General features: G+C 70.4%; 19 protein-coding genes. 11 read left to right on the top strand and 8 right to left on the bottom strand.

Annotated elements, in window-relative coordinates:
- Window positions 1-11: 11 nt before the first annotated feature.
- Window positions 12-908 (bottom strand): LysR substrate-binding domain-containing protein, encoded by an 897-nt coding sequence (locus PGB34_RS08400; RefSeq protein WP_271427604.1) that lies wholly within the window; start codon window positions 906-908, stop codon window positions 12-14.
- A 96-nt stretch (window positions 909-1,004) separates the two neighbouring features.
- On the opposite strand from PGB34_RS08400, the gene PGB34_RS08395 reads away from it, so the two are divergent.
- The 5 genes from PGB34_RS08395 to PGB34_RS08375 are packed head-to-tail and all read left to right on the top strand — an operon-like array spanning window position 1,005 to window position 6,256.
- Window positions 1,005-2,048, top strand: coding sequence for an aromatic ring-hydroxylating dioxygenase subunit alpha (locus PGB34_RS08395; RefSeq protein WP_271427603.1), 1,044 nt, complete (start codon window positions 1,005-1,007; stop codon window positions 2,046-2,048).
- Window positions 2,045-2,998: a PDR/VanB family oxidoreductase gene (locus PGB34_RS08390; protein ID WP_271427602.1), complete on the top strand. Its 954-nt coding sequence runs from the start codon at window positions 2,045-2,047 to the stop codon at window positions 2,996-2,998. The genes PGB34_RS08395 and PGB34_RS08390 overlap by 4 nt, the downstream gene beginning before the upstream one ends.
- Window positions 2,999-3,007: 9 nt before the next feature.
- On the top strand, window positions 3,008-3,766 hold the full coding sequence (locus PGB34_RS08385; protein ID WP_271427601.1) for a glucose 1-dehydrogenase: 759 nt from the start codon (window positions 3,008-3,010) through the stop codon (window positions 3,764-3,766).
- Between the two features lie 58 nt (window positions 3,767-3,824).
- Window positions 3,825-5,288 (top strand): NAD-dependent succinate-semialdehyde dehydrogenase, encoded by a 1,464-nt coding sequence (locus tag PGB34_RS08380; protein ID WP_271427600.1) that lies wholly within the window; start codon window positions 3,825-3,827, stop codon window positions 5,286-5,288.
- A complete protein-coding gene (locus PGB34_RS08375) occupies window positions 5,285-6,256 on the top strand; it encodes a Bug family tripartite tricarboxylate transporter substrate binding protein (RefSeq protein WP_271427599.1) in 972 nt (323 codons plus the stop codon). Before PGB34_RS08380 ends, PGB34_RS08375 begins: the two co-directional genes overlap by 4 nt.
- A 21-nt stretch (window positions 6,257-6,277) precedes the next feature.
- Here the strand turns inward: PGB34_RS08375 and PGB34_RS08370 are convergent, their stop codons facing one another.
- The 5 genes from PGB34_RS08370 to PGB34_RS08350 form a co-directional block, all read right to left on the bottom strand.
- The gene (locus PGB34_RS08370; protein ID WP_271427598.1) at window positions 6,278-7,024 is read right to left on the bottom strand and encodes an SDR family oxidoreductase; all 747 of its coding nucleotides are present in this window, start codon (window positions 7,022-7,024) and stop codon (window positions 6,278-6,280) included.
- Window positions 7,021-7,479, bottom strand: coding sequence for a RidA family protein (locus tag PGB34_RS08365; RefSeq protein WP_271427597.1), 459 nt, complete (start codon window positions 7,477-7,479; stop codon window positions 7,021-7,023). Before PGB34_RS08365 ends, PGB34_RS08370 begins: the two co-directional genes overlap by 4 nt.
- 34 nt (window positions 7,480-7,513) lie before the next feature.
- Complete coding sequence (locus PGB34_RS08360; protein WP_271427596.1) at window positions 7,514-8,569, bottom strand: transglutaminase family protein; 1,056 nt, start codon at window positions 8,567-8,569, stop codon at window positions 7,514-7,516.
- Window positions 8,570-8,587: 18 nt separating this feature from the next.
- Complete coding sequence (locus PGB34_RS08355; RefSeq protein WP_271427595.1) at window positions 8,588-11,332, bottom strand: circularly permuted type 2 ATP-grasp protein; 2,745 nt, start codon at window positions 11,330-11,332, stop codon at window positions 8,588-8,590.
- A 153-nt stretch (window positions 11,333-11,485) separates the two neighbouring features.
- Window positions 11,486-14,995 carry a transglutaminase family protein gene (locus tag PGB34_RS08350; protein WP_271427594.1) on the bottom strand — a complete coding sequence of 1,170 codons (3,510 nt, stop codon included), beginning with the start codon at window positions 14,993-14,995 and terminating at the stop codon, window positions 11,486-11,488.
- A gap of 162 nt (window positions 14,996-15,157) precedes the next feature.
- On the opposite strand from PGB34_RS08350, the gene PGB34_RS08345 reads away from it, so the two are divergent.
- The 4 genes from PGB34_RS08345 to PGB34_RS08330 all read left to right on the top strand — a co-directional run bounded on the left by PGB34_RS08345 (window position 15,158) and on the right by PGB34_RS08330 (window position 21,303).
- Window positions 15,158-17,758 (top strand): DNA internalization-related competence protein ComEC/Rec2, encoded by a 2,601-nt coding sequence (locus PGB34_RS08345; protein WP_271427593.1) that lies wholly within the window; start codon window positions 15,158-15,160, stop codon window positions 17,756-17,758.
- Window positions 17,759-17,924: 166 nt separating this feature from the next.
- On the top strand, window positions 17,925-19,466 hold the full coding sequence (locus PGB34_RS08340; RefSeq protein WP_271427592.1) for a circularly permuted type 2 ATP-grasp protein: 1,542 nt from the start codon (window positions 17,925-17,927) through the stop codon (window positions 19,464-19,466).
- A 21-nt stretch (window positions 19,467-19,487) separates the two neighbouring features.
- Window positions 19,488-20,444 (top strand): alpha-E domain-containing protein, encoded by a 957-nt coding sequence (locus PGB34_RS08335; protein ID WP_271427591.1) that lies wholly within the window; start codon window positions 19,488-19,490, stop codon window positions 20,442-20,444.
- A 121-nt stretch (window positions 20,445-20,565) separates the two neighbouring features.
- A complete protein-coding gene (locus tag PGB34_RS08330) occupies window positions 20,566-21,303 on the top strand; it encodes a zf-TFIIB domain-containing protein (protein WP_271427590.1) in 738 nt (245 codons plus the stop codon).
- A gap of 36 nt (window positions 21,304-21,339) precedes the next feature.
- Here the strand turns inward: PGB34_RS08330 and glpK are convergent, their stop codons facing one another.
- A complete protein-coding gene (gene glpK / locus PGB34_RS08325; protein WP_271427589.1) occupies window positions 21,340-22,836 on the bottom strand; it encodes a glycerol kinase GlpK in 1,497 nt (498 codons plus the stop codon).
- The gene (locus tag PGB34_RS08320) at window positions 22,833-23,627 is read right to left on the bottom strand and encodes a DeoR/GlpR family DNA-binding transcription regulator (RefSeq protein WP_271427588.1); all 795 of its coding nucleotides are present in this window, start codon (window positions 23,625-23,627) and stop codon (window positions 22,833-22,835) included. The genes glpK and PGB34_RS08320 overlap by 4 nt, the downstream gene beginning before the upstream one ends.
- A gap of 190 nt (window positions 23,628-23,817) precedes the next feature.
- Between PGB34_RS08320 and glpD the strand changes: the two genes are divergently transcribed.
- On the top strand, window positions 23,818-25,437 hold the full coding sequence (gene glpD, locus PGB34_RS08315; RefSeq protein ID WP_271427587.1) for a glycerol-3-phosphate dehydrogenase: 1,620 nt from the start codon (window positions 23,818-23,820) through the stop codon (window positions 25,435-25,437).
- On the top strand, window positions 25,421-26,509 hold the full coding sequence (locus tag PGB34_RS08310; RefSeq protein WP_271427586.1) for an ABC transporter ATP-binding protein: 1,089 nt from the start codon (window positions 25,421-25,423) through the stop codon (window positions 26,507-26,509). The genes glpD and PGB34_RS08310 overlap by 17 nt, the downstream gene beginning before the upstream one ends.
- The last annotated feature ends 3 nt before the right edge of the window (window positions 26,510-26,512 follow it).

Raw genomic sequence — 26,512 nt, 5'->3', positions numbered from 1 at the left:
GTGCTTTTTTATCAAGGCAGGCCCGGCGCGTGGTGCCGGATCCAGCGGATCAGGTCCTGCGCGGCGGGCGTGAGCGGCAGGTCATGCCGGCGCAGCACGTGCACGGTCGGCTGCGGCAGCGCATCGAGCACCGGCACCTCGTGAAGCTCGGCGCGAAAGGCGTTGAGTTCGAACACCGTGCGCGGCACCGTTGCCATGTAGTCGCCCCTGGCCACGATGGCGGGCAGGGCCAGGAAGGATTCGCAGGTCATGCCGCGCCGCGGCGGCGGCAGCCCGGCCCGCGCAAAGGCCTCCTCGATCATGGCGCCGGGCCCGCGCGGCGCGCTCGAATAGATCCAGGCGCAGTCGGCCAGCTCGGCCAGGCGCGTCGCGTGGCGCAGCGGGTGCTCGCGGTGGCAGACGATCACGATCTCGGTGACCAGCAGCGGGTCCGCCACCAGATCGGGTTCGATCTCCAGCCGGTGCACCGGCGTCAGGCCGAAGTCCAGCGTGCCGTCGCGCAGCGCCGGCGTGATGCCGGGGTACAGGCCGTCGCGGCACTCCACATGAACGCGCGGGTACTTCTGCTGGAAGGCCTGCAGCGCCTTGGGAAGCAGTGACAGCGCCACGGCCGGAGAGCTTGAAAAGCGCACGCTGCCTTCCCAGTGGCCGCGCAGTTGGTCGATCTCCTCGCGCGCGCGGCGGCTTTCCTCCACCATCAGCCGGGCCCGGACCAGGAAGGCGCGGCCGAAGGCCGTGAAGCTGGCGCCCTGCTTCGTGCGCACCAGCAAGGGCGCGTTCAGTTCCTGCTCCAGCTGCTGGATGGCGGCCGTGAGCGCGGGCTGGGACAGGTTCACCCGCTGGGCGGCGGCGCGGATGCTTCCCAATGCCTCGATGTGGAGCAGGGCCTGCAGGGTCTGGAACTTCATAGTGATCGGAATTCTGGATCAATCTCGACAAAAAGCGATTTCCTCCTTTCACCGGTGCCTTCCTAGCATGCGGACATCAGATCAGGAGACAAGAAGATGTTCGTTCGCAACTGCTGGTACGTGGCCGCGTGGGATGAGGAAATCCCGGCCCAGGGGCTGGTCTCGCGCGTGCTGCTCGGCGAGCCGGTGCTGCTCTACCGCGACACGCAGGGCCGCGCCGTCGCGCTGGAAGACCGCTGCTGCCATCGTGCCGCGCCCCTGCACCTGGGGCGGCAGGAAGGCGACTGCGTGCGCTGCATGTACCACGGACTCAAGTTCGATCCCTCGGGCGCCTGCGTCGAAGTGCCGGGTCAGGCCAGCGTGCCGCCGCGCACCTGCGTGCGCAGCTACCCCGTGGTGGAAAGGGACCGGCTGGTCTGGATCTGGATGGGCGATGCTGCGCGCGCCGACGCCGCGCAGATCGCCGACTTCTTCTGGCACGACTCGCCCGAATGGCGCATGAAGCCGGGCTACCTGCACTACCAGGCCAACTACAAGCTCATCGTCGACAACCTGCTGGACTTCACCCACCTGGCCTGGGTGCATCCCACCACGCTGGGCACCGGCAGCGCCGCCGATCTCAAGCCCCAGATCGAGCGCGACACCACCGGCAACGGCATGCTCACCATCCGCCGCTGGTACCTGGACGACGAGATGCCCAACCTGCACAAGCGGGTGGCGAGCTTCAGCGGCAAGGTCGACCGCTGGCAGATCTACCAGTGGTCGCCGCCCGCGCTGCTGCGCATGGATGCGGGCTCGGCGCCCGCGGGCACGGGCGCGCCCGAGGGGCACCGCGTGCCGCAGGCACTGCAGTTTCGCCACACCTCCATCCAGACGCCGGAGACCGCGACCACCAGCCACTACTGGTTCTGCCAGGCCCGCAACTTCGCGCTGGACGACGAGGCGATGACCGAGCAGATCTACCAGGACGTGCTGGTCGCCTTCGAGGAAGACCGCCGCATGATCGAGGGCCAGCAGAAGGTGATGAACCTCGTCCCCGACCGGCCCATGGTGGCCATCGGTGCCGATGCCGGCCTGAACCAGGCCCGCTGGCTGATGGACCGCATGGCCCGGAACGAGGCTGCCGCGGAGTCGCCATGACGACCACGCAGCCGGTGGTGGTGCAGGCCGTGCGGGCCGTGGCGCGCGACGTGCTGCAGGTGCAACTGCGCCACGCGGCCGGCCGGCCGCTGCCGGGCGGTGCGCCGGGCGCCCACATCGACCTCGCCCTGCCCAACGGCCTGGTGCGCCAGTACTCGCTGGTCAATGCGGCTGGCGCGGCCACGCAGGACATGTACGAGCTTGCCGTGGGCTGGGACGAGCGCAGCCGCGGCGGATCGCGGTGGGTGCACGAGAAGCTCAAGGTGGGGCAGGCGCTGGGCGCCAGCGCGCCGCGCAACCTGTTCGCGATGGCGCCGGGCGACCGGCGCGTGCTGCTGGTGGCCGGCGGCATCGGCATCACGCCGATCTGCGCCATGGCGCGCCACTGCGAGCGCGCCGGCCTGGACTGGGAGCTGCTGGTGTGCGCGCGTTCCGCGGCGCGGGTGGCCTACCTGGAGGAGCTGCGCGCACTGGCCGGCCCGCGGCTGCGGCTGCATCTGGACGACGAACACGGCGGCCCGCCCGCGCTGGCGCAGCAGCTTGAAGAGCCGCGCTGGGACGGCCTTTACGTGTGCGGCCCCGCGCCCATGCTGGAGGCCGTGCAGGCGGCCACGCAGCACTGGCCGCCGGGCCGGCTGCACCTGGAGCGCTTCCAGGCGGCGCCCGTGGCGGCGCACGCATCGACGGCTTTTGAGCTGGTGCTGGCCCGCAGTGGCTGCGCCACCCGTGTCGAGGCCGGCGAGAGCGTGCTGGCGGCGCTGGAGCGGCTGGGCATCGAGCACCCCAGCGCCTGCCGCGAAGGGCTGTGCGGCACCTGCGAGGCGCCGGTGCTGGACGGCGAGGTCCGGCATTTCGATTCGGTGCTGGACGCGGGCGACCCCGCGGCCCGGCAGCGCATGATGGTCTGCGTCTCCCGCTGTGCGGGGCCGCGGCTGGTTCTGGATATCTGAGGAGACAGCATGGAACTCAAGGACAAGGTCGCCATCGTCACGGGCGGCGCGTCGGGCTTCGGCGCGGAGATCGCACGGCAGTTCGGCCGGCGCGGCGCCGCGGTGATGGTGGCCGATCTCAACGGCGAGGGCGCCCAGGCAGTGGCCGCGGGCATCCGCGCGGCGGGCGGCCAAGCCGCCGCATTCGCCTGCGACGTGGCGCGCGAGCAGCCCTTTCGCGAACTCGTGGCGCACACGCTCGCGCAGCTCGGGGGGCTGCATGTGATGGTCAACAACGCGGGCACCACGCACCGCAACAAGCCGGCGCTGGAGGTGACGGAAGCCGAGTTCGATCGCGTGCTGCAGGTCAACCTGAAAAGCGTGTTCTGGTCGGCCCAGGTGGTGGCGCCACACTTCGTGCGCCAGGGCGGCGGCTGCTTCGTCAACGTGGCCTCGACCACCGGCGTGCGCCCCGGCCCGGGCCTGACCTGGTACAGCGCCAGCAAGGCCGCGATGATCAACCTCACCAAGGGCCTGGCGCTGGAGCTGGCGCGCCATGGCGTGCGCGTGAATGCGGTCAATCCGATGATCGGCGAGACGGCCATGCTGGGTGACTTCATGGGCATGGAAGACACGCCCGCCAACCGCGAGCGTTTCCTCTCGCGCATTCCGCTGGGGCGCTTCACGCGCCCGGCCGATGTGGCCAGCGCCGCGGCCTTCCTCGCCTCCGACGAGGCGAGCTACCTCACGGGCGTCTGCCTGGACGTTGACGGGGGGCGCAACATATGAGCGCCGCCCGGCCGCCCGAAGGCGCTCGCACCGCAGCGCGTAGCGCGAAGGTTTCTCTATGAGCGTCGCTATTTATCGCTGCCCGGAACTGCTGGTGGCCGGGCGCTGGCGCGCCGGCCGGGGCGAGGGCCGCCATGTCGTGGTCGACCCGGCCACGGCCGAGCCCCTGGGCGAGCTGCGCCTGGCCAGCCGGGCCGACCTGCAGGAGGCCCTGGATTGCGCCGGCCCGGCTTTCGAGGCCTGGAAGGCCGTGCCCGCCCACGAGCGCTGCGCGCGGCTGGAGCGCGGCGTGGCGCGCCTGCGCGCCCGCGCCGACGACATTGCGGCGCTGCTCACCGCCGAGCAGGGCAAGCCCCTGGCCGAGGCGCGCGCCGAATGCCTGATGGCGGCCGACCTGATCAAGTGGTACGCCGAGGAAGCCCGCCGCGTGCATGGGCGCGTGCTGCCGGCCCGCTCGGCCGACGCGCGCATGGACGTGCTCAAGGTCCCGGCCGGGCCGGTCGCGGCCTTCTCGCCGTGGAACTTCCCGCTCGTGCTGTCGGCGCGCAAGATCGGCGGCGCCCTGGCTGCCGGCTGCTCGATCATCCTCAAGGCCGCCGAAGAAACGCCCGCCAGCGTGGCCGCGATGGTGGCCTGCCTGGCCGAGGAACTGCCCGAAGGCGTGTTGCAGCTCGTCTACGGCGTGCCGGCCGAGGTGTCCACGGCGCTGATCGAATCGCCGGTCATCCGCAAGCTGAGCTTCACGGGCTCGGTGCCGGTGGGCCGCCACCTGGCGCAGATGGCGGCGGCGCAGCTCAAGCGCATCACGCTGGAGCTGGGCGGCCACGCGCCCGTGATCGTCTGCGAGGACGCGGACATCGAAAGCACGGTGGCCCTGATGGTGCCGCACAAGTTCCGCAACGCCGGCCAGGCCTGCCTGGCGCCCACGCGCTTCTTCGTGGCCCGCAGTCGCTACGCCGACTTTCTCGAGGCCTTCCAGGCAGCGGCAGACGACCTGCGCATCGGGCCGGGCGATGCGCCCGGCACCCAGATGGGCCCGCTGGCGCAGGCGCGCCGGCTGCATGCGGTGCAGGACCTGGTGGCCCGCTCGGCGGCCTGCGGTGCGCGTGTGCTGACCCGGGCCGGCCGCGTGCCCGAGGCCGGCTACTTCGCCGCGCCCACCCTGCTGGCCGACGTGCCGCTGGACGCGCCGGCCATGGTGGAGGAGCCTTTCGGCCCGGTCGCCTGCGCCTTGCCCTTCGACAGCCTCGATGAGGCCATCGCCCTGGCCAACCGCAGCGACTACGGCCTGGCGGGCTACCTCTTCACCGATTCGGCGCGCACCATCCAGGCCGTCTCGCAGCGGCTCGAAGTCGGCAGCCTCGCCATCAACGGCATCGGTGTCTCGGTGCCCGAGGCGCCTTTCGGCGGCCTCAAGGCCAGCGGCTGGGGCAGCGAATCGGGCATCGAGGGCATGGAAGCATTTCTGGAAACGCGGTTCACCCACTACAGCGTCCCGAAGGACGCACGGAGACAAGCATGATGAAACGACGCCAAATCATCACCCGCGCGGGCGCGCTGGCCGCCTCGGCCCTGGCCGGCCCCGCACTGGCCCAGCCCGAGCGTCTGCTGAAACTGCTGGTCGGCTTCCCGGCCGGCGGATCCATCGACGTGGTCTCGCGCATCGTCGCGGAGAAGCTGGGCGAGGAGCTCAAGCGCACGGTCATCATCGACAACCGCACCGGCGCCGGCGGCAGGCTGGCGGCTGATCTGCTCAAGGCCGCGCCGCCCGACGGCGGCACCATGATGATCACGCCCATCGTCGTGCCGGTGCTGGCGCCCATGGTGTTCACCAAGCTGAACTACGAACCCCGGCGGGACTTCGCGCCCGTGGTGCGTCTGTGCGACTTCGCGTTCGGGCTGGCGGTGTCGCCGCAGACGCCGGCGCGCACGCTGCAGGAGTACGTCAGCTGGATCAAGGCGAACCCGCAGAACGCCAGCTTCGGATCACCTGCCGCGGGCAGCCTGCCGCATTTCTTCGGCGAGATGATCGGCAGCGCCCTGGGCGTGAACATGATCCACGTCCCCTTCAACGGCGGCGCCGCGCTGCAGTCGGCGGTGCTGGGCAACCACGTGCCCGCGGGCATCGACGTGGTGATGGAATGGGAGCAGAACGCCAGGGCCGGCAAGGTGCGCATGCTCGCCACCTCGGGCGAGGCGCGCAGCCCGGTGATGTCGGAGGTGCCGAGCTTCAAGGAGCAGGGCTATCCCAACATCGTCGGCAAGGGCTGGTTCGCCATGTACGCGCCGGCGCGCACGCCTTCGGCGGCCATCGGGCAGGTGAACGCGGCGGTCAACAAGGTGCTGCTGCGGCCCGACGTGCGCGAGCGCTTCGCCGCGCTGGGCCTGGACGTGGGCGGTGGAAGCCCGGCCGACCTGCAGCGCACCATGCAGGAGGACACGCTGCGCTGGGAGCCGATCGTGAAGAAGACCGGCTTCAAGGTTTCCTGAGCGGGGCCGCAGGCCCGCCCTTCACACCGAGCGCGTGATCCCTCCGTCGATGCGGATGTTCTGCCCCGTGATGTAGCTGGATTTTTCCGAGGCGAGGAACACGATCAGATCGGCCACTTCGGCCGATGTGCCGTAGCGGCCCATGGGAATGCGCGCGCGGCGCTCCTGCTTCTCGGGCAGGCTGTCGATGTAGCCGGGCAGCACGTTGTTCATGCGGATGCCTTCGGCCGCGTAGCGGTCGGCATAGAGCTTGGTGAAGGCGGCCAGGCCGGCGCGGAAGACGCCCGAGGTGGGGAAGGCGGCTTCGGGCTCGAAGGTGGCGTAGGTGCTGATGTTGACGATGGCGCCGCTGTTCTGCGCCTGGAAGATGGGCGTGACCAGGCGCGCGATGCGCACCACGTTCATCAGGTAGAAGTCCATGCCCGAGAGCCATTGCGCGTCGCTGATGGCCAGCAGCTCGCCCTTGGGGCCATGGCCGGCGCTGTTGACCACCGCGTCGATGCGGCCCCAGCGCGCCATGGCGCCGTCGACCAGGCGCTGCAGGTCGGCCGCGGACTGGTTGGAGCCCGTGATGCCCAGCCCGCCCAGCTCGGCGGCCAGGGCCTCGCCCTTGCCCGAGGAGGACAGCACGGCCACGTTGAAGCCCGCGGCATGCAGCGCGCGCACGGCTGCGGCCCCCATGCCGCTGCCGCCGGCCGTGACGAGTGCGACGCGCGCGTCTGCCGGGCCATCCACTGGGGACCCTTCGGGCGGCCGGGTGGCGCTCATGCCACTTCGGCGATCAGCTCGATCTCGACGCAGGCGCCCAGCGGGATCTGCGCCACGCCGAAGGCGCTGCGTGCATGCGCGCCCTTGTCGGGGCCGAAGACCTGGGCGAACAGCTCGCTGGCGCCGTTGGTCACCAGGTGCTGCTCGGTGTAGGTGGGCGCGGAATTGACCAGGCTCATGACCTTGACGATGCGCGAGACCTGGTTGAGGTCGCCCACGGCCGCGTGCAGCGTGCCCAGCAGGTCGATGGCGATGGCGCGCGCGGCGGCCTGGCCGTCTGCGGTCTGCAGGTTCACGCCCAGCTGGCCGACCCAGGGCTTGCCGTCCTTTTTGGCGATGTGGCCCGAGAGGAACACCAGATTGCCGGTGCGCACGAAGGGCACATAGGCCGCCGCGGGCACCGACACGGGGGGCAGCTCGATGCCCAGCTTCTTGATCTGGTCGTAGACGCTCATGCAAACAACTCCTTGGAAAAAAGCAGCGCGCAGCCTAACGCAGTTGGCCGGCCCCGGGCGCGGCGGGGGCTTGCTGGCCCAGCTGGGTCTGGAACTGCGAGAAGCGGGGTTGCGCCGGCGGCAGGGGCTGGGCGCCGGGCAGCCATTGCTGCTGCTGCTGCGTGCTCATTTCCTCGAAAGGCATTACGGTCACGGCCACCTTCAGCACATGGCTGGCGCCGCCATGCAGGATGCCGCGGATGGGCGAGACATCGGCGAAGTCCCGGCCCACGGCCAGCTTCACGTAGTCCTGGCCGGGCTGGCGGCCGTTGGTGGGGCAAAAGCCCACCCATTCGCCCATCTGCGGCTCGCCCTCGCTCGCGCCCTCGGCCTGCGCCACGGGCGGCAGGTACAGCTCCACCCAGGCATGCGACGCATCGGCGCCGATCAGCCGCGGCTGCCCCGGCGGCGGCTGCGTGAGCAGATAGCCGCTGACGTAGCGCGCGGCCAGGCCCAGGCCGCGCAGGCAGGCGATGAGGATGTGCGAGAAGTCCTGGCACACACCCCGGCGCTGGGCCAGCGCCTGGATGGCCGGGGTGTTGATCTCGGTGCTGCCGCTGTCGTAGTCGAAGTCCACGTACATGCGACGCGTCAGGTCCAGCGCGGCGTCGAACAGCGCCCGCCCGGGGGTGAAGCTGGCGCGCGCATAGGCCACGAAGTCGTCATGCAGCGGCACATGGGTGGAGGGGAACAGGAAGTCCGAGGCCGCATCGTCGTGCAGGCCCTTGTGGTAGCGGAAGGCTTCGCGCACGGCCTCCCAGGGCTGCTCGCGCAGCGCCGCGGGCGGCACGGCGGGCTCCTGCGTCTGCACCACGCTCTCGGCCGTCACCACCAGCTGTTCGTGCGTGGATTCAAAAGCGAAGAAGGCCCGCGTGTTGCCGTAGATGTCGATGGACTCGCTGCGCTGCGCGGGCTCGGGCAGCAAGCGCAGCGCGTGCCGCAGCAGTTGCTGCGAGCCCGTGACCAGCGGCTTGAGGTGGGCCATGTGCTGCGCCGTGGCGACCGGCGGCGCGTAGTCATAGCGGGTTTCGTGGGTGACGAGCAGCAGCATGGGTTCAGGAGGGAGGCTTCAGACCCCGACGGGTTTGAGCGGCTCGAAAGTCAGCGTGAAGTAGCGCGTGCCGATGGCGTCCGACACCTGCCAGGCGGCCTGCTGCAGCGCGTCCAGCAGCGCCAGCAGCGCTTCGTGCCGGCCGTCTTCACGCACTTCGCACAGCGTATCGATCGACCAGCCGGCCGGATCGGGCAGCGCATGCGACAGCGCGGCCAGCTCGCCCGGCGCGCTGCCGGCCAGTTTGGCGATGCGCCCGCGCAGCGTCTGCGTGACCCAGGCCAGCGAGCGCGGGTTGTCGCCGTCGAGCACCAGCAGGTCGACCAGCGGCGCCATGTCGCGCCGCTGCTGGTAGCGGCCATGGAAGGTGATGGTGCTGTCGAACAGCGCGACCACGGCCTCGAAGCCGCTGGCTTCGTCCAGCACGCCGTGGGCCACCGCCTCGGACAGCGCATGGGCCAGGAAGCCCAGGCGCTCGATGTGCCGGCCGATGGACAGCAGGCGCCATGCGTCGTCGCGCGTCATGCGGTCGGTCTGGGCGCCGGTGATGGCCGCCAGCAGCATGCTCGCGCCTTCCAGCGTGCGCTGGATGGCGCCCAGCGCGTAACGGCCTTCGCCGCCTTCGCCGGCCTGTTCGGCAGTGCGGCGCAGGAACTCGTTCTCGGCGCGCTCGATGTGCGTCCAGTGCTCGCGCGAGAGGCGCTCGCGCACGGCGGCCGCGGCCTCGCGCAGGCAGCGCAGGTTGAAGCCCACGCTGCGCCCGCCCTGCACGTCGCCCAGTTCGGCGATCAGTGCGCGCTCGAACACGCGGCGCGACTGCAGCGCGTGCGGGCCTTCCTGCAGCAGCGAGGCCTGGGGCACGGCCTCGGGCACCAGCGCGTTGCGCTGCGCCAGGCCGTGCAGCCAGCCCACCAGGGCCGGCGTGGCCTGGTCCTCGCCGCCCAGGCTGTCCAGCGTCATGCGCGCCAGGCGCAGGGTGTTCTCGGCCCGCTCGGTGTAGCGGCCCAGCCAGAACATGTTCTCGGCCGCGCGGCTGGTCACGGGCGCGCGGTGGCGCGCCAGCGAGGCCGGCGTGGCCTGCGCCGCGATCAGCGAGGTGCGGTCCACTTCGCCGTGGGTCTGCACCCACACGTCGGCACTGCTGCCGCCGCGCTGCATGGACGCGATCTGCGCATCGGGCCCGGCCAGCCGCGCCAGCCCGCCGGGCAGCACGCGCCAGGACTGCGGGCCGTCGTTGAGCGCGAACACGCGCAGCAGCACCGAGCGCGGTGCGATGCGGCCGGCGCCGTCCAGGTCGGGCGCCCAGGTGGGCATCTGAGACAGCGGCATGTAGCGCTGCACGGTGTGCGCATCGCTGCGGCGCATGATGCGGCCGGCCCATTCGTCGAGCTGGCGCTGGTCCATCTGCGTGCCCAGTGCGGCATCGAAGCTCGGGTGTGCGGTCGAGCCCGGGTAGGTGGGCTTGATGGCGCATTCGGCCAGCTGGGGCAGGGCCGCCTCCATGGCCGCGCGCTCGCCGCACCACCAGGTGGGCAGGGCGGGCAGTTCCAGCGCCTCGCCCGTCAGGGCCTGCGACAGCGCGGGCAGGAAGCCCAGCAGCGCGGGCGATTCCAGAAAGGCCGAGCCCGGCGTGTTGGCCACCAGCACGTTGCCCGCGCGGATGGCCTGCAGCAGCCCGGGCACGCCCAGCGTGGAGTCGGGGCGCAGCTCCAGCGGGTCGAGGAAGGCATCGTCCACGCGCTTGATCAGCCCGTGCACGGGGCGCAGGCCCTGCAGCGTCTTGAGGTACAGGCGGTCGCCCCGCACCGTGAGGTCGTTGCCCTCGACCAGCGTGATGCCCAGGTAGCGCGCCAGATAGACGTGCTCGAAGTAGGTTTCGTTGTAGGGGCCGGGCGTGAGCAGCGCGATGTGCGGCGGCGTGCCGGCCGGGCACATGGCCTGCAGCCCCTGCATCATGGCGCTGTAGGTGGCGGCCAGGCGCTGCACGTGCTGCGCCTCGAAGGCTTCGGGGAACTGGCGCGAGACGGCCAGCCGGTTCTCGATCAGGTAGCCCAGGCCCGAAGGTGCCTGGGTGCGCTGCGATACCACCCACCAGTGGCCGTCGGGGCCGCGCGCGAGGTCGAAGGCCGCGATGCGCAGCCAGGTGTCGCCGGGCGGCTTCACACCGTGCAGGGCGCGCAGGTAACCCGGATGCCCGCGCACCAGCGCGGCCGGCAACAGGCCTTCGCGCAGCAGCCGCTGCGGGCCGTAGACATCGGCCATCACGCGGTCCAGCAGCCGGGTGCGCTGCAGCACGCCGGCCTCGATGCGGGCCCAGCTCTCGGGCGAGACGATCAGCGGAAACAGGTCCAGCGCCCAGGGCCGCTGCGGGCCATGGCTGTCGGCATAGACGTTGTAGGTGACGCCGTTGTCGCGGATCTGCCGCTCCAGGCTCACGGCGCGCCGCGGCAGGTCGGCGAAGCCTTCGGGGCCCAGGGTGTCGAAGAAATCGGCCCAGGGCGCGGCCAGGGGGGCTGGCGCTTCGGCGGGCGCCGGTGCGGGCTGGCCGGTCGCGGCCGGTGGCTGGGCAGCGTCGTGCAGCGCGGGCGCGGCGGCGGGCGCAGCAGCAGGCGTGCGAGGGGCTTCGGGCACCGGCGTGGGCGCGCCGCGCAGTTCGTCGAAATGCCCCGGCCGCGCGGCAGGGGCAAGGGCAGACGCAAAGGCCGCCGGCGATGCGGCGGTCTCGGGATCTTGGTCGAAAAGCGATTGTTCGCGGGGGGTCACAGAGGCGGCATTGTCGCCGCTTGGGCCCGGGCCCGTTCGCAGGGGTTGTACGAAAGGCTTACTTCTGGCCTTGGAGTGCGCAGGATCGACGGGTTTCAAGCCTGCCGGGCATGCAGGAACGGTGCCTGCTGCCCCGCATCTTTTCGGTGCGCGTCATCGGCGCAGATCGAGGGTGAAGGGGAACTCGCGGCTGCCCGTCACTTCGATGTTGGCCGGCGGCGTGCGCAGCAGGCCCGGCGTGTGGCCCATGCGCGAGAAGCGCGCGAGGCGGCGGCTCTCGGCCTCGTAGGCGTTGACCGGGAAGGTCGTGTAGTTGCGCCCGCCCGGGTGCGCCACGTGGTACTGGCAGCCGCCCAGCGAGCGCTTCATCCAGGTGTCGACGATGTCGAAGGTCAGCGGCGCATGCGGGTAGATGGTGGGGTGCAGCGCGGAAGGCGGGTTCCAGGCCTTGTAGCGCACGCCGGCCACGTATTCGCCGGCCACGCCCGTGGGCTGCAGCGGCAGCACCTGGCCGTTGACGGTGACCACGTAGCGGCTCTGGTTCAGGCCCGTGACGCGCACCTCGATGCGCTCCAGCGATGAATCCACGTAGCGCACGGTGCCGCCGGGCGCGCCTTCCTCGCCCATCACGTGCCAGGGCTCCAGCGCGTTGCGCAGGCTCAGCGCCACGCCCATGGCCTGCACCTGGCCCACCAGCGGGAAGCGGAATTCGAGATGCGGCGCGAACCATTCGCTCTCAAAGGCAAAGCCGGCCTGGCGCATCTCGGCGATCACGTCCTCGAAGTCCATCCGGATGAAGGTGGGCAGCAGGAAGCGGTCATGCAGCTCGGTGCCCCAGCGCGTAGCGGGCGCCGCGTAGGGCTCATCCCAGAAGCGCGCGACCAGCGCACGCAGCAGCAACTGCTGCACGATGCTCATGCGCGCATGCGGCGGCATCTCGAAGGCGCGCAGCTCCAGCAGGCCCAGGCGGCCGGTGGCGCTGTCGGGCGAGTAGAGCTTGTCGATGCTGAACTCGCTGCGGTGCGTGTTGCCCGTGACATCGATCAGGATGTTGCGCAGCGTTCTATCTACCAGCCAGGGCGGCATGCTCTGGCCGTAGATCTCGCGGTTCTTCGCAATCTCCTTGAGCGCGATTTCCAGCTCGTAGACCTGGTCGTTGCGCGCCTCGTCCACGCGCGGTGCCTGGCTGGTGGGGCCGATGAACAGGCCCGAGAACAGATAGGACAGCGAGGGATGGTTGTGCCAGTACAGCAGCAGGCTGGCCAGCACTTCGGGCCGGCGCAGGAAGGGGCTGTCGGTGGGCGTGGCGCCGCCCAGCACGAAGTGGTTGCCGCCGCCGGTGCCGGTGTGGCGCCCGTCGGTCATGAACTTCTCGGCCGTCAGGCGCGTCTGGAAGGCCGCGTCGTAGAGGAACTCGGTGTGCTCGACCAGCTCGCCCCAGCTGTGGGCCGGGTGGATGTTGACCTCGATCACGCCCGGGTCGGGCGTGACGGCCAGCAGTTTCAGGCGCGAATCGCGCGGCGGCGGATAGCCTTCCAGCACGATCTGCATCTGCGTTTCTTCGGCCGTGGCTTCGACGGCGGCCAGCAGATCGAGGTAGTCCTCCAGAAAGGCCAGCGGCGGCATGAAGACATAAAGAATGCCCGAGGCCGTGCCCACCTTTTCCGCCGCCGGGCCGTTGGCGCGGCGCGGGTCGCGCGCTTCCACGCAAAGGGCCGTGCGCGTGATCCAGTGGGCCGACTGGAAGCGGTTGGGAAAGCGCGTGTTCTCGTCGGCTTCGGGCAGCGGTGGGGTGCTCGCCCGGCCCGGGTGCTGCATGCGCAGCGCGGCGGCCGGGTGGGCCGACGCGCCGAAGGCATAGGGCACGTCGCTGCGGTCTGCACTGCCTGCTGCACCATGGCCGGCACCCGGCACCAGCGTCTGGCCATAGCGCTGGCGGAAATCAGCCGCCGCGGGCAGGCCGGTCTGCGGCGCGTTCGGGTCCCGCTCGATCAGGTAGGGGAAGTCGCCCTTGGCCGTCCAGGGTTGCGAGTCCAGCGGCAGGCGATAGCCCATGGGCGAATCGCCCGGGATCAGGTACAGCCGGTCGTCGCGCAGGAACCAGGGGCCGGTCTTCCAGCGCGGGCCCGCCAGGCCCGGGTTGCCGGTGGCGTTGGAGCTGGGCTCCAGCGGCAGCACGTAGCCGATGACCGAATCGAGCTTTTGCGTGAACACGCGGCGCAGGCGGGCGCGCTCGAGTTCGTCGTCCAGCCGCGAATCGAAGGGGTCCACGTTGACGGGCAGCCGGCGTTCACGCCAGAGGTAGTAGTACACGTCTTCGTAGCCGGGCTGCACGAACTCATCGGTCAGCCCCAGCTTGCGCGCCAGATGCGCCGTGAAGTGCTGCGCGTCCACGGCCGTGTAATTGGCGGGCTTGGATTCGTCGGCGAACAGGGCCGGGTTGCGCCAGATCGGCTGGCCGTCGGCGCGCCAGAAGATCGACAGCGCCCAGCGCGGCAACTGCTCGCCCGGGTACCACTTGCCTTGGCCGAAATGCAGGAAGCCGCCCTGGCCGTACTGCTCGCGCAGGCGGTGCACCAGCTCGGTCGCGTAGTTGCGCTTGGTGGGGCCCAGCGCATCGGTGTTCCATTCGGGCGCATCGCGGTCGCTGTTGGCCACATAGGTGGGCTCGCCGCCCATGGTCAGGCGCACGTCGCCCGCGGCCAGGCGCGCATCCACGGCCTCGCCCAGGGCCAGCACCTGCGCCCACTGGTCTTCGGTGTAGGGCTTGGTGACGCGCGGCGATTCGTACACGCGCGTGACCTTCATCTCGTGGCCGAACTCCACCTCGGCCTCGTCGATCAGGCCCTCGATGGGCGCGGCGCTGCTGGGCGTGGGCGTGCAGGCCAGCGGGATGTGGCCTTCGCCGGCCAGCAGGCCCGAGGTGGCGTCCAGCCCGATCCAGCCGGCGCCGGGCAGGTAGACCTCGCACCAGGCGTGCAGGTCGGTGAAGTCCACTTCGGTGCCGCTGGGGCCGTCGAGCGATTTCACGTCGGGCGTGAGCTGGATCAGATAGCCCGAGACAAAGCGCGCGGCCAGCCCCATGTGGCGCAGCAGCTGCACCAGCAGCCAGCCCGAGTCGCGGCAGGAGCCCGAGGCGTTTTCCAGCGTCTGCTCCGGCGTCTGCACGCCGGGCTCCATGCGGATCAGGTAGCGCACGTCCTGCTGCACCTGCTGGTTGATCTTCACGAGGAAGTCGATGGTGCGCTGTTCGCTGCGGTCGATCTTGTCGAGGTAGGCCTGCACCCGTGGCGTGGCGGGCTCGGCCACCAGGTAGGGCGCCAGTTCCTCGGCCTGTTCTTCCGTGTACCTGAACGGGAAGTTCTCGGCATGCGGCTCGAGGAAGAAGTCGAAGGGGTTGTAGACCGCCATTTCGACCACGAGGTCCACCGTGACCTTGAAGGCCGTGGTCTTTTTGGGGAAGACCAGCCGCGCCTGGTAGTTGGCGAAGGGGTCCTGCTGCCAGTTGACGAAGTGCTCGCCGGGCTCCACGCGCAGCGAATACGACACGATGTTGCTGCGGCAATGCGGCGCCGGCCGCAGTCGGACCACCTGCGGGCCCAGTTGCACCGGCCGGTCGTACTGGTAGTGGGTGACGTGGTGAAGTGCAGCGTGGATGGACATGTGCGTTTTGTGCGGCGAGTCTTTTTTTGCTGGGCTGGCGCAGGTGTGAACAGCACCTGTTGACGCCATACTAGCCGAGAAGAAAAGCAAGGAATGCGCCATCGCGCCGGGCTGCCCGCCCGCCCGGCCGCGGCCCCTGGCGCTGCATCTTCAGGGAGTTTGATGACGCAAACGCGACTGCAGCCGGGCCATGGCCCGGCCGGAGGAGGGCTGCGGGCGCCGCCGGCCGGTGCCCGCGGGCGCGGCGCCACGGCCGCCTTCTTCTTCGCGCTGCTGGCCGGCAGCCTGGCGGGCACGGCGGTGCAGCTGCAGCAGCCGCGGCTGTGGCCGCTGTGGGCCTATGGCGCCCTGGCGCTGGCGGGTGGGAGCCTTGTGCTGCTGTTGGTGCTGGGGCGCGGGAGCAAGCCTGCGCGTTCGCTGCTCGTGGCGCTGGCCCTGGCCCTGGCCCTGGCCGCGGGCGCGCTGCTGGGGGCTGCGCAGACCGGCCTGCGGGCCGCGCACTTCGAGGCCCGCGCGCTGGCGCCCGCGCTGGAAGGGCGCGATCTGCTCGTCAGCGGCGTGGTCGCGCAGATGCCCCAGCGCCACGACACGGGGCTGCGCTTCGAGTTCGAGCTGGAGAGCGTGCGCCTGCTGCCCGCCGAGGGCGGCGCGGGGCCGGGCACGCCTGTCGACACGCCCGCACGCGTGGCGCTGAGCTGGTATGCCGAGGGCAGCTGGGCCCAGTCGCCCACGCCCCTGCCTGCCGCGCAGCAGCCGGCGGTGGCGCTGCATGCGGGCGAGCGCTGGCAGTTCATCGTGCGGCTGAAGGCGCCGCATGGCAGCCGCAACCCGCATGGCTTCGACCACGAGCTGTGGCTGTGGGAGCAGGGCGTGCAGGCCACCGGCCATGTGCGCAGCGCCGATCGCCGTGCGCCGCCATCCTCCGCGGGCCAGACCTGGCGCCATCCCGTGGAGCGGGCCCGCGAGGCGGTGCGCGATGCGATCCTGGCCCGCGCCCAGGCCATGCCCGAGGACCCGGCCCGGGCGCGCGCGCTCGGCGTGGTGGCGGCCCTGGTCACGGGCGACCAGGCGGCCATCGAGCGCGCCGACTGGGACGTCTTTCGCACCACCGGCGTGGCGCATCTGATGAGCATCTCGGGCCTGCACATCACCATGCTGGCCTGGCTGGCCGCGGCGCTGGTGGGCCTGCTCTGGCGGCGCAGCAGCGCGCTGATGCTGTGGCGCCCCGCGCCGCAGGCGGCGCTGGCCGGCGGCGTGCTGCTGGCCGCGGCCTATGCGCTGTTCAGCGGCTGGGGCGTGCCGGCGCAGCGCACGGTCTGCATGCTGGCGCTGGTGACGCTGCTGCGCAGCGGCGCGCGCCAATGGCCCTGGCCCTTCGTGTGGCTGACGGTGTGCGCGGCGGTGACGGCGCTGGACCCATGGGCCCTGCTGCAGCCGGGCTTCTGGCTCAGCTTCGTGGCCGTGGGCGTGCTGTTCGCCAGCGATGCGGGCCGGGTCGCGGCCCCGCATGAACTGCAGCCCGGCACGGCCCGCCGCCTGGGCCGCCAGGCGCTGCGCCTGCTGCGCGAGCAGGGGGTGGTCACGGTGGCGCTCACGCCCTTGAGCCTGCTGCTGTTCCAGCAGGTGTCGGTGGTGGGCTTTGTCGCCAACCTGGCGGCCATCCCCTGGGTCACGCTGGTGGTCACGCCGCTGGCGATGCTGGGGCTGGCGCTGCCCGTGCTGTGGGACGCGGCGGCCCTGGCCGTGCGCGCGCTGGGCACGGCCCTGGCCTGGCTGGCGGCCTGGCCCCTGGCCACCTGGAGCGTGGCCGCGGCGCCGCTGTGGGCTGGCGTGGCGGGCGTGCTGGGCGGCCTGCTGCTGGCCATGCGCCTGCCCTGGGCGCTGCGGCTGTGGGGCCTGCCCCTGATGCTGCCGGTGTTGCTGTGGCAGCCGCTGCGCCCGCCTGAAGGCGAATTCGACCTGCTGGCCGCCGACGTGGGGCAGGGCAACGCGCTGCTGCTGCGCACCGCCCGCCACAGCCTGGTCTACGACGCCGGCCCGCGCTACAGCCTGGAGAGCGATGCCGGCCATCGCGTGCTGGTGCCGCTGCTGCGCGCCTTGGGCGAGCGCCCCGACATCCTGGTGCTGAGCCACCGCGACAGCGACCACACCGGCGGCACCGCCGCCCTGCTGGCCACGCAGCCGCAGATGCAGGTGCTGGGCTCGCTCGAGCCCGGCCACCCGCTGCAGGCGCTGCGCCCGGCCACGCGCTGCGAAGCCGGCCAGCGCTGGGAATGGGATGGCGTGCGCTTCGAGCTGCTGCATCCGCAGCCCTTCGACTACGCGCACCTGGGGGCCAGGCCGAACACGCTGTCGTGCGTGCTGCGCGTGAGCAACGGCCGCGCGGCCGTGCTGCTGGCCGGCGACATCGAGCGGCTGCAGGAACTGGCGCTGGTCTGGCGCAGCCAGGAGGCGGGACGGCCGTTGCACGCCGACCTGCTGCTGGTGCCGCACCATGGCAGCAAGACCTCGTCGAGCGATGCCCTGCTCGAGGCCGTGGCGCCGCGCCTGGCGCTGGTGCAGGCCGGCTGGCGCAACCGCTTCGGCCACCCGGCGCCGGAGGTGGTGGCGCGCTACCGCGCGCGCAGCATCGTTCTGGCCGACACGCCCCACTGCGGCGCGGCCCGCTGGCGCAGCGGGCAGCCGCAGGCCCTGCAGTGCGAGCGCCAGCAGGCGCCGCGCTACTGGCAGCACCGTCCGGCGGCAGCCGCAGGCCCGCCGTAGCGGCACGGCGTCGCGCGCCTTGATGGGCGGGCTGGGATGAGCTTCGCGACCCCTGAAATAGTGTTAACAGGCCCTAGGCACGCCGCAAGTGCCGCACCCGCGCCCCTGCGCGCCAGGAAGGTGGTCCTGAACTTGCTAAGCTATGCCCAAGGAGATGGTCGTTCAAATGCACAAGTTCGATGAAATGTATGAACGGCTGCCGTATGACGGCGCCGCGATTCGGCAGCACTACCAACGCTACGACCAATGGCTCGCGAAGCAACCGCAGGAGGTGATGAACTCCCGGCGCGAGGAGGCGGAAATGATCTTCCGCCGGGTGGGGATCACCTTTGCCGTCTACGGCGCGAAGGACGAGGACGGCTCGGGCACCGAGCGGCTCATTCCTTTTGACCTGCTGCCGCGCATCATTCCGGCCGACGAATGGAGCGAGATGGAAAAGGGGCTGGTGCAGCGCGTGAACGCGCTCAACCGCTTCATCCATGACGTCTACCACGGCCAGGAAATCGTCAAGGCCGGCATCATCCCGGCCGAGCAGATCAACAACAACGCCCAGTTCCGCCCCGAGATGATCGGGGTCGATGTGCCCAACGGCATCTACTCCAACATCTCGGGCATCGACATCGTGCGCGCGCCCGACAGCAGCGGCAAGGGCGAGTACTACGTGCTCGAAGACAACCTGCGCGTGCCCAGCGGCGTGAGCTACATGCTCGAGAACCGCAAGATGATGATGCGGCTGTTCCCCGAACTGTTCGCGCAGAACCGCGTGGCGCCGGTGGCCCACTACCCCGATCTGCTGCTCGAGACCCTGCGCGCCAGCGCGCCGCCGGCCACGGCCGAGCCCACGGTGGTGGTGCTCACGCCCGGCATGTACAACAGCGCCTACTTCGAGCATGCCTTCCTGGCCCAGCAGATGGGCGTGGAGCTGGTCGAGGGGCAGGATCTGTTCGTGAAGGACGACTTCGTCTACATGCGCACCACGCGCGGCCCGCGCCGCGTTGACGTGATCTACCGCCGCGTGGACGACGACTTCCTCGACCCCGAGGTCTTCCGCCCCAACTCCACCCTGGGCTGCGCCGGCCTGATGCGCGCCTACAAGGCCGGCAACGTGGTGATCTGCAATGCGGTGGGCACGGGCGTGGCGGACGACAAGTCCATCTACCCCTACGTGCCCAAGATGGTGGAGTTCTACCTGGGCGAGAAGCCCATCCTCAAGAACGTGCCCACCTGGATGTGCCGCAACAAGGACGACCTGGACTACGTGCTGGCGCACATGGAGGAGCTGGTCGTGAAGGAGGTTCACGGCGCGGGTGGCTACGGCATGCTGATCGGCCCGGCCTCCACCAAGGCCGAGATCGACGAGTTCCGCGAAGTGGTGCGCGCCAAGCCCGACGGCTACATCGCCCAGCCCACGCTGAGCCTGTCGACCTCGCCCACCTTCGTCGAATCGGGCATCGCGCCGCGCCACATCGACCTGCGGCCCTTCGTGCTGTCGGCCAAGGAGGTGCAGATGGTGCCGGGCGGCCTCACGCGGGTGGCGCTCAAGGAAGGCTCGCTGGTGGTCAACTCCTCGCAGGGCGGCGGCACCAAGGACACCTGGATCCTCGAATCGGGCAAGCGCTTCAACACGCAGTCACAGACGCAGACGCAGGGCGCCGAGGGTCAGTCGCAGTCCCAATCCCAATCCCAGTCTCAATCGCCGACTGCCTGAGGCCGAAGGGAGAACCACACCATGCTTTCACGCACCGCCGACCATCTCTACTGGATGTCGCGCTACACCGAGCGGGCCGAGAACACCGCGCGCATGCTCGACGTCAACTACCAGACCTCGCTGCTGCCGCAGTCGGCCGAAGTCGCCCAGCTTGGCTGGCAGGGCGTGCTGTCGATCAGCGAACTGCGCCCGGCCTACTTCGCCAAGTACGACGCGATCACGCCCGAGGGCGTGATGGAGTTCATGGTCAAGGACGAGAGCAATCCGTCTTCCATCATCTCCTGCCTGCGCGCGGCGCGCGAGAACGCCCGCGCCGTGCGGGGCGCGCTCACCACCGAATCCTGGGAAACGCAGAACACCACCTGGCTGGACGTCAACCGCATGCTGCGCATCGGCCAGTTCGAGCGCGACCCGGGCGCCTTCTTCGAGTGGGTCAAGTTCCGCTCGCACCTCTCGCGCGGCGTGACCCTGGGCACCATGCTGCAGGACGAGGCCTTCTACTTCTCGCGCCTGGGCACCTTCCTCGAGCGGGCCGACAACACGGCCCGCCTGGTCGACGTGAAGTTCCACGCCATGAACAGCGAGTTCTTCGGCGCCGGCACCGAGGAGCACCAGGAATACGACTTCTATCACTGGAGCGCGATCCTGCGCAGCGTCTCGGCCTTCGAGGTCTACCGCAAGGTCTACCGCGACGTGATCAAGCCCGAGCGCGTGGCCGAACTGCTGATCCTGCGCGCGGACATGCCGCGCTCGCTGCACCACAGCCTGGGCGAGGTGGTGGCCAACCTGACCAAGGTGGCCAACGACCAGAGCGCCGAAACGCTGCGCCGTGCGGGCAAGCTGCTGGGCGAGCTGCAGTACGGCCGAGTCGACGAGATCCTGGCCACCGGCCTGCATGCCTACCTCACGCAGTTCCTGGACCGCGTGAACGAACTGGGCGGCCGCATCAGCCAGGACTTTCTCGTTCCCGCGCATTAAACGGCCCCCACGCTCCCCCGCTGCGCGAGGTCCGCTGCCCCCCGAGGGGGGCGTTTTTCCTTGGGGCGGCCCGGCGGAAAAACATATGCCACCGCGCATGCCGCGAAGTAGCATCCCGCCCGTGAACCCGCTCGCTCCCACCCTTCCTGCCTGCCCCTCTTGCCGCAACCCGATGGAGGTGCACCAGCTGCGCACGCACCTGGGCCTGGTGACGGAGCTGGACATCTGCTTCGGCTGCCAGGGCATCTGGTTCGATCCGAAGGAAAGCCAGCGGCTGGCGCCCGAAGCGGTGCTGCAGCTGTTCGAGCTGCTGCATCGCCACCGCGACGACGCCCACATGCCGCTGGCCGAGCAGTTGCATTGCCCGCATTGCCGGCGCACGCTGGCCCATGGTTTCGACGTGGTGCGCAGCGGCCGCTATGTGACCTATCGCTGCCCGCAGCAGCACGGGCGCTTCACCACCTTTTCGTCCTTCATGATCGAAAAGGGTTTTGTGCGCATGCTCACCCGGCCCGAGATCGAGGATCTGGCGCGGCGCGTGGACGCCATCAATTGCAGCGGCTGCGGCGCGCCGGTGGACATCCGCCGCGACCATGCCTGCCCGTTCTGCCGCGCGCCCTTTTCGCTGCTCGATCCGCAGGCCGTCGATCAGGCCCTCAAGCGCCATGGCGCCAATGCGGCCGCCGCCAGCCGCGGCCCCGTGGCACGCCCGGTCGGCACGGTGGACATCGCCGATGCGCTGACGGCCATCGAACGCGACCGCCAGCGTGCGCTGCGCGAAGAAAAGGAAAGCAGTCCTGCGCGCGCAGATCTCTGGTCGGCCGGGCTGGAGCTGGTCTGGCAGGTGCTGGTGCGCTGAAGCGGCGCTGATGACAAAGCGGCGCGCCCGGCGCGCCTACTGCGCCGTCGCCTGCCGCACCGCCTGTTCCCAGCGTTCCATGGCCGCCTCGGCCTGGGCGCGCGGCAGGGTGGGCATGAAGCGGCGCTCGGCCCGCCACAGGGCGCTGAGTTCTTCGGTGCCGCCATACACGCCGCAGGACAGGCCCGCCAGGTAGGCGGCGCCCAGTGCGGTGGTTTCGGTCACGGCGGGCCGCACCACGGGAATGCCCAGCAGGTCGGCCTGGAACTGCATCAGCAGGTCGTTCACGCAGGCGCCGCCGTCCACGCGCAGCTCGCTCACGCTCTGGCCGCCCGCGGCGACCACGTCGCGGCTCATGGCCTGCAGCAGCGCGGCGCTCTGGTAGGCGATGCTTTCGAGCGCCGCGCGCGCGATGTGGGCCACCGTGGTGCCGCGCGTCAGGCCCGTGATGGTGCCGCGCGCGTCGGCCTTCCAGTAGGGCGCGCCCAGGCCCGTGAAGGCGGGCACGAACATCACGCCGCCCGCGTCGGGCACGCTTTCGGCCAGGCCCTGCACCTGGGCGCTGCCCTTGATGGCCTGCAGCCCGTCGCGCAGCCACTGCACCACCGCGCCGCCGACGAAGACGCTGCCTTCCATCGCGTATTCGGGCCGGGCCGTGGTCTGGGCCGAGCTGGTGACCAGCAGGCCGTTGCGCGAGGGCTGGAACGCCTCGCCCGTGTGCATGAGCAGGAAGCAGCCCGTGCCATAGGTGTTCTTGGCCATGCCGGCGCCAAAGCAGGCCTGGCCGAAGAGCGCGGCCTGCTGGTCGCCGGCCACGCCGCCGATGGGCAGCGCGGCGCCCAGCAATGGTGCATCGGTGGTGGCGAAATGGCTGGACGAGGGCAGCACCTCGGGCATCAAGGCGGCCGGGATGTCCAGCGCCGCGAGCAGCTCGGCGTCCCATTCATTGCGATGCACGTTGAACAGCATGGTGCGCGAGGCGTTGCTCACGTCGCTCACATGCACCTTGCCGCCCGTCAGCTGCCAGATCAGCCAGCTGTCCACGGTGCCGAAGGCCAGCTCGCCGCGTTCGGCCTGGGCGCGCACGCCCGGCACGTTGTCGAGCAGCCAGCGCAGCTTGGTGCCCGAGAAGTAGGCGTCGATCACCAGCCCGGTCTTCTCCTGGATGGTGGCTGCCAGGCCCTGCTCGCGCAGCCGGACGCACAGCGGCTCGGCGCGCCGGTCCTGCCAGACGATGGCGTTGTGCACGGGCAGGCCGGTCTTGCGGTTCCACACCAGCGTGGTCTCGCGCTGGTTGGTGATGCCGATGGCCGCGATCTCCCGGGCCTGCAGCCCGGCCTTTTGCAGCACTTCGCGCGCGGTGGCCAGCTGGCCTTGCCAGATCTGCATCGCATCGTGCTCCACCCAGCCGGGCTGCGGGTAGTGCTGCGGCAGCTCCTGCTGCGCCATGGCCACGATGCGGCCCGCGCGGTCGAAGACGATGCTGCGCGAACTGGAGGTGCCCTGGTCCAGGGCCAGCAGGTAGTCGGTCATGGCGTTTTTGTCCTGAAGGTGTCGGGTCCGCGGGCGATTTCGCAGCGGACCTGGGCAGTTTCGAGCAGTTCGGGGAAAGGCGGTGGCGGTTCCTCGTCGGTGAAGAGGCAATCGATCTGCGACAGCTGCGCCAGCTGCACCATGGCCGGCCGGTTGAACTTGCTTGCATCGGCCGCCAGCCAGACCTGGCGGGCCTGCGCAATGATGGTCTGCGCCACCTTCACCTCGCGCAGGTCGAAGTCGCGCAGCGAGCCGTCGGCCTCGATGCCGGAGATGCCGATCACCGCGATGTCGACCTTGAACTGGCGGATGAAGTCCACCGTGGCCTCGCCGACGATGGCGCGGTCACGCGCGCGCACCGAGCCGCCGGCCACGATCACCTCGCAGTGGGGATTGCCCGACAGGATGGCCGCCACGTTCAGGTTGTTGGTGATCACGCGCAGGCCGGTGTGCCGCAGCAGCGCATGCGCGATCGCCTCGGTGGTGGTGCCGATGTTGAGGATCAGCGAGCAGTCGTTGGGCACCTGCTGGGCCACCGCGCGCGCGATCCGCGCCTTTCCCTCGGCGTTCAGTGCGGCGCGCTGCGAGTAGCCGATGTTTTCGGTGGTGGAGCTGGGCACCCGCACGCCGCCGTGAAAGCGGGTCAGCAGCCCGCCATCGGCCAGGCGCTGCACGTCGCGGCGCACGGTCTGCAGGGTGACGCCGAGCATCTCGGCAAGCTGTTCGACGCTCAACGCGCCACGCGCGCGCACGGCGTCGAGGAGTTTGATCTGGCGGGGGTTCGAATTCACGAAAAAAGAAGGGGCACAGGAGGGCTTCTGGAGTGTTCCCGCAGGCGCGAGTCACTTTAAAGCGAAGCAAAACGAAGGATGCTAAGGGAAAACTCGGGGCAAAATCGCGCCAAAAGGAACCAAAGAGAAAATCATGCGCCCCATAATCGCCGCCGGACACGCTCACGAACCGAATCGGGAACTCGTCTCCATGACCGCGACCTCCGCTGCTCCTACGCCAGAGTCATCGGCCCATTGCGATGTGCTGATCGTCGGCGGCGGCATCAATGGCTGCGGCATTGCGCGCGACCTGGCCGGCCGGGGCTTTCGCGTGCTGCTGTGCGAGAAGGACGACCTGGCCTCGCACACCTCGTCCTCGTCCACCAAGCTGATCCACGGCGGGCTGCGCTATCTGGAGTACTACGAGTTCTCGCTGGTGCGCAAGGCGCTGCAGGAGCGCGAGGTGCTGCTCAAGAGCGCGCCGCACATCATGTGGCCGCTGCGCTTCGTGATGCCGCACGACCCGGCCCAGCGGCCGGCCTGGATGATCCGCATCGGCCTGTTCATGTACGACCATCTCGCGCGCCGCGAGGTGCTGCCGGCCTCGCGCGGCATCGATCTGCGCGAGCATGTGGCGGGCGAGCCGCTGAAGAAGGAATTCGAGCGCGGCTTCGTCTACTCGGACGGCTGGGTGGACGATGCGCGCCTGGTGGTGCTCAACGCCATGGATGCGCGCGAACGCGGCGCGCAGGTGCTCACGCGCACCCGCTGCACCGGCGCCACGCGCGATGCGGACGGCTGGACCGTGACGCTCGAAGGGCCTCAAGGTGTGCGCGAAGTCCGCGCGCGCGCCGTGGTCAACGCCGCCGGCCCGTGGGCCGAATCCTTCCTGCGCGGCGTGGCGCGGCCGGCCGCGGGCGAGGCGCTGGCCACCAAGAGCCTGCGGCTGGTCAAGGGCAGCCACATCGTGGTGCCGCGCCTCTTCACGCACGACCACGCCTACATCTTCCAGAACCCCGACAAGCGGATCATCTTCGCCATTCCCTACCAGGAAAGCTTCACGCTGATCGGCACCACCGACATCGAGATCGATGGCGACGACCCCGGCGCCGCACGCATCGAACAGGACGAGATCGACTACCTGTGCGCGCAGGCCAGCCGCTACTTCGACAAGCCGGTGACGCCGTCGGACGTGGTGTGGACCTACTCGGGCGTGCGGCCGCTGCTGGACGATGCCTCGGGCGATCCCTCGGCGGTCACGCGCGACTACCTGCTCGAGTCCAACACCAGCGCCGCGCCGCTGCTGTCGGTGTGGGGCGGCAAGATCACCACCTTCCGCAAGCTGGCCGAGGACGCGGCCGACGAGGTGAGCCGCATGCTGGGCGAGCCGCGTCCGGCCTGGACCGAGGGCGCCTTCCTGGCCGGCGGCGACCTGTCGCCCTGGATCGGCAAGGCCGAGCGGCCCGATGCGGACTTCGAGCGCTTCGTGGATCTGCTGCATGTGCGCTACCCCTGGCTGGGCGGCACGCTGGGCCGGCGCCTGGCCCGGGCCTACGGTACGCGGGTCGATCGCGTCCTGGGCGATGCCAGGTTCGTGTCCGATCTCGGCGCCCAGGTGGCGCCGGGGCTGTACGAAGCCGAACTGCGCTATCTGCAGCGCGAGGAGTGGGCCCTGACCGGCGAGGACGTGCTGTGGCGCCGCTCCAAGCTGGGCCTGCACCTGGCGCCCGCGGCGCGCGAGCAGGTCGAGCGGTGGATGCGCTCGCATGCCGCCGCGCCGAACGACAACAACGATGCACCGAAGGAGGTCCAACTTGCAGCTCAGCCTTGAGCGCGTCACCAAACGGGTGGGCGCCCAGACCTGGTTGTACGAACAGAGCATCGCGCCGCAGCCCGGCGCGGTGACGGTGCTGCTGGGCGCCACGCAGGCCGGCAAGACCAGCCTGATGCGCCTGATGGCGGGGCTTGACGCGCCCACCACCGGCAAGGTGTTCGTCGACAAGCGCGACGTGACGGGCATGCCGGTGCGCGAGCGCAACGTGGCCATGGTCTACCAGCAGTTCATCAACTATCCCTCGCTCACGGTGGCGCAGAACATCGCCTCGCCGCTCAAGCTGCGCGGCGAGGCGAACATCGCCGGCCGCGTGGGCGAGCTGGCCGAGAAGCTGCACATCACGCCCTTCCTGAACCGCCTGCCGTCCGAACTCTCGGGCGGCCAGCAGCAGCGCGTGGCCCTGGCGCGCGCGCTGGCCAAGAATGCGCCGCTCATGCTGCTGGACGAGCCCCTGGTCAACCTCGACTACAAGCTGCGCGAGGAGCTTCGCGAGGAGCTGAGCCTGCTGTTCGCCTCGGGTGATTCCACGGTGATCTACGCCACCACCGAGCCCGGCGAAGCGCTTCTGCTGGGCGGCTACACCGCCGTGCTCGATGCGGGCGAACTGCTGCAGTACGGGCCCACGGCCGAGGTCTTCCACGCGCCGAAGTCGCTGCGCGTGGCGCGCGCCTTCAGCGACCCGCCGATGAACCTGCTGCCCGGCGAGGCCAGCAGCGCCGGCGTGCAGCTGGGCGGCGGCCTGGCGCTGCCGCTGGACCTGCCGGCCGCGGCGCAAGGCCAGGTGACGGTGGGGCTGCGCGCCAGCGCGCTGGCCGTGGGGCGGCCCGACGGGGCGCAGTCCAACGGCGTCGAATTGCCGGCCCGCATCACGCTGGCCGAGATCGCGGGCTCCGACACCTTCGTGCACCTGGACAGCCAGGCGGGCGAGCTGGTGGCGCAGCTCACGGGCGTCCATCGCCTCGAACCCGGGCTGCTGGTGCTGCTGCGCTTTTCGCTGGCCGATGTCCATGTGTTCGACGCGCGCGGCGAGCTGGTGCTGGCGCCGCATCGCCGCAACAACAAGGGATAGAAA

Source organism: Xenophilus arseniciresistens (assembly GCF_028023875.1).
In the GTDB taxonomy this organism is placed as follows: Bacteria; Pseudomonadota; Gammaproteobacteria; order Burkholderiales; family Burkholderiaceae_C; genus Xenophilus; species Xenophilus arseniciresistens.
Note: the sequence above shows the minus strand (reverse complement) of the source record. Positions and strands in the feature narration are given on the sequence as shown.

Coding starts and splice junctions, on each gene's coding strand:
- PGB34_RS08400 (WP_271427604.1), bottom strand. CDS start 908: ATGAAGTTCCAGACCCTGCAGGCCCTGCTCCACATCGAGGCATTGGGA.
- PGB34_RS08395 (WP_271427603.1), top strand. CDS start 1,005: ATGTTCGTTCGCAACTGCTGGTACGTGGCCGCGTGGGATGAGGAAATC.
- PGB34_RS08390 (WP_271427602.1), top strand. CDS start 2,045: ATGACGACCACGCAGCCGGTGGTGGTGCAGGCCGTGCGGGCCGTGGCG.
- PGB34_RS08385 (WP_271427601.1), top strand. CDS start 3,008: ATGGAACTCAAGGACAAGGTCGCCATCGTCACGGGCGGCGCGTCGGGC.
- PGB34_RS08380 (WP_271427600.1), top strand. CDS start 3,825: ATGAGCGTCGCTATTTATCGCTGCCCGGAACTGCTGGTGGCCGGGCGC.
- PGB34_RS08375 (WP_271427599.1), top strand. CDS start 5,285: ATGATGAAACGACGCCAAATCATCACCCGCGCGGGCGCGCTGGCCGCC.
- PGB34_RS08370 (WP_271427598.1), bottom strand. CDS start 7,024: ATGAGCGCCACCCGGCCGCCCGAAGGGTCCCCAGTGGATGGCCCGGCA.
- PGB34_RS08365 (WP_271427597.1), bottom strand. CDS start 7,479: ATGAGCGTCTACGACCAGATCAAGAAGCTGGGCATCGAGCTGCCCCCC.
- PGB34_RS08360 (WP_271427596.1), bottom strand. CDS start 8,569: ATGCTGCTGCTCGTCACCCACGAAACCCGCTATGACTACGCGCCGCCG.
- PGB34_RS08350 (WP_271427594.1), bottom strand. CDS start 14,995: ATGTCCATCCACGCTGCACTTCACCACGTCACCCACTACCAGTACGAC.
- PGB34_RS08345 (WP_271427593.1), top strand. CDS start 15,158: ATGACGCAAACGCGACTGCAGCCGGGCCATGGCCCGGCCGGAGGAGGG.
- PGB34_RS08340 (WP_271427592.1), top strand. CDS start 17,925: ATGCACAAGTTCGATGAAATGTATGAACGGCTGCCGTATGACGGCGCC.
- PGB34_RS08335 (WP_271427591.1), top strand. CDS start 19,488: ATGCTTTCACGCACCGCCGACCATCTCTACTGGATGTCGCGCTACACC.
- glpK (WP_271427589.1), bottom strand. CDS start 22,836: ATGACCGACTACCTGCTGGCCCTGGACCAGGGCACCTCCAGTTCGCGC.
- glpD (WP_271427587.1), top strand. CDS start 23,818: ATGACCGCGACCTCCGCTGCTCCTACGCCAGAGTCATCGGCCCATTGC.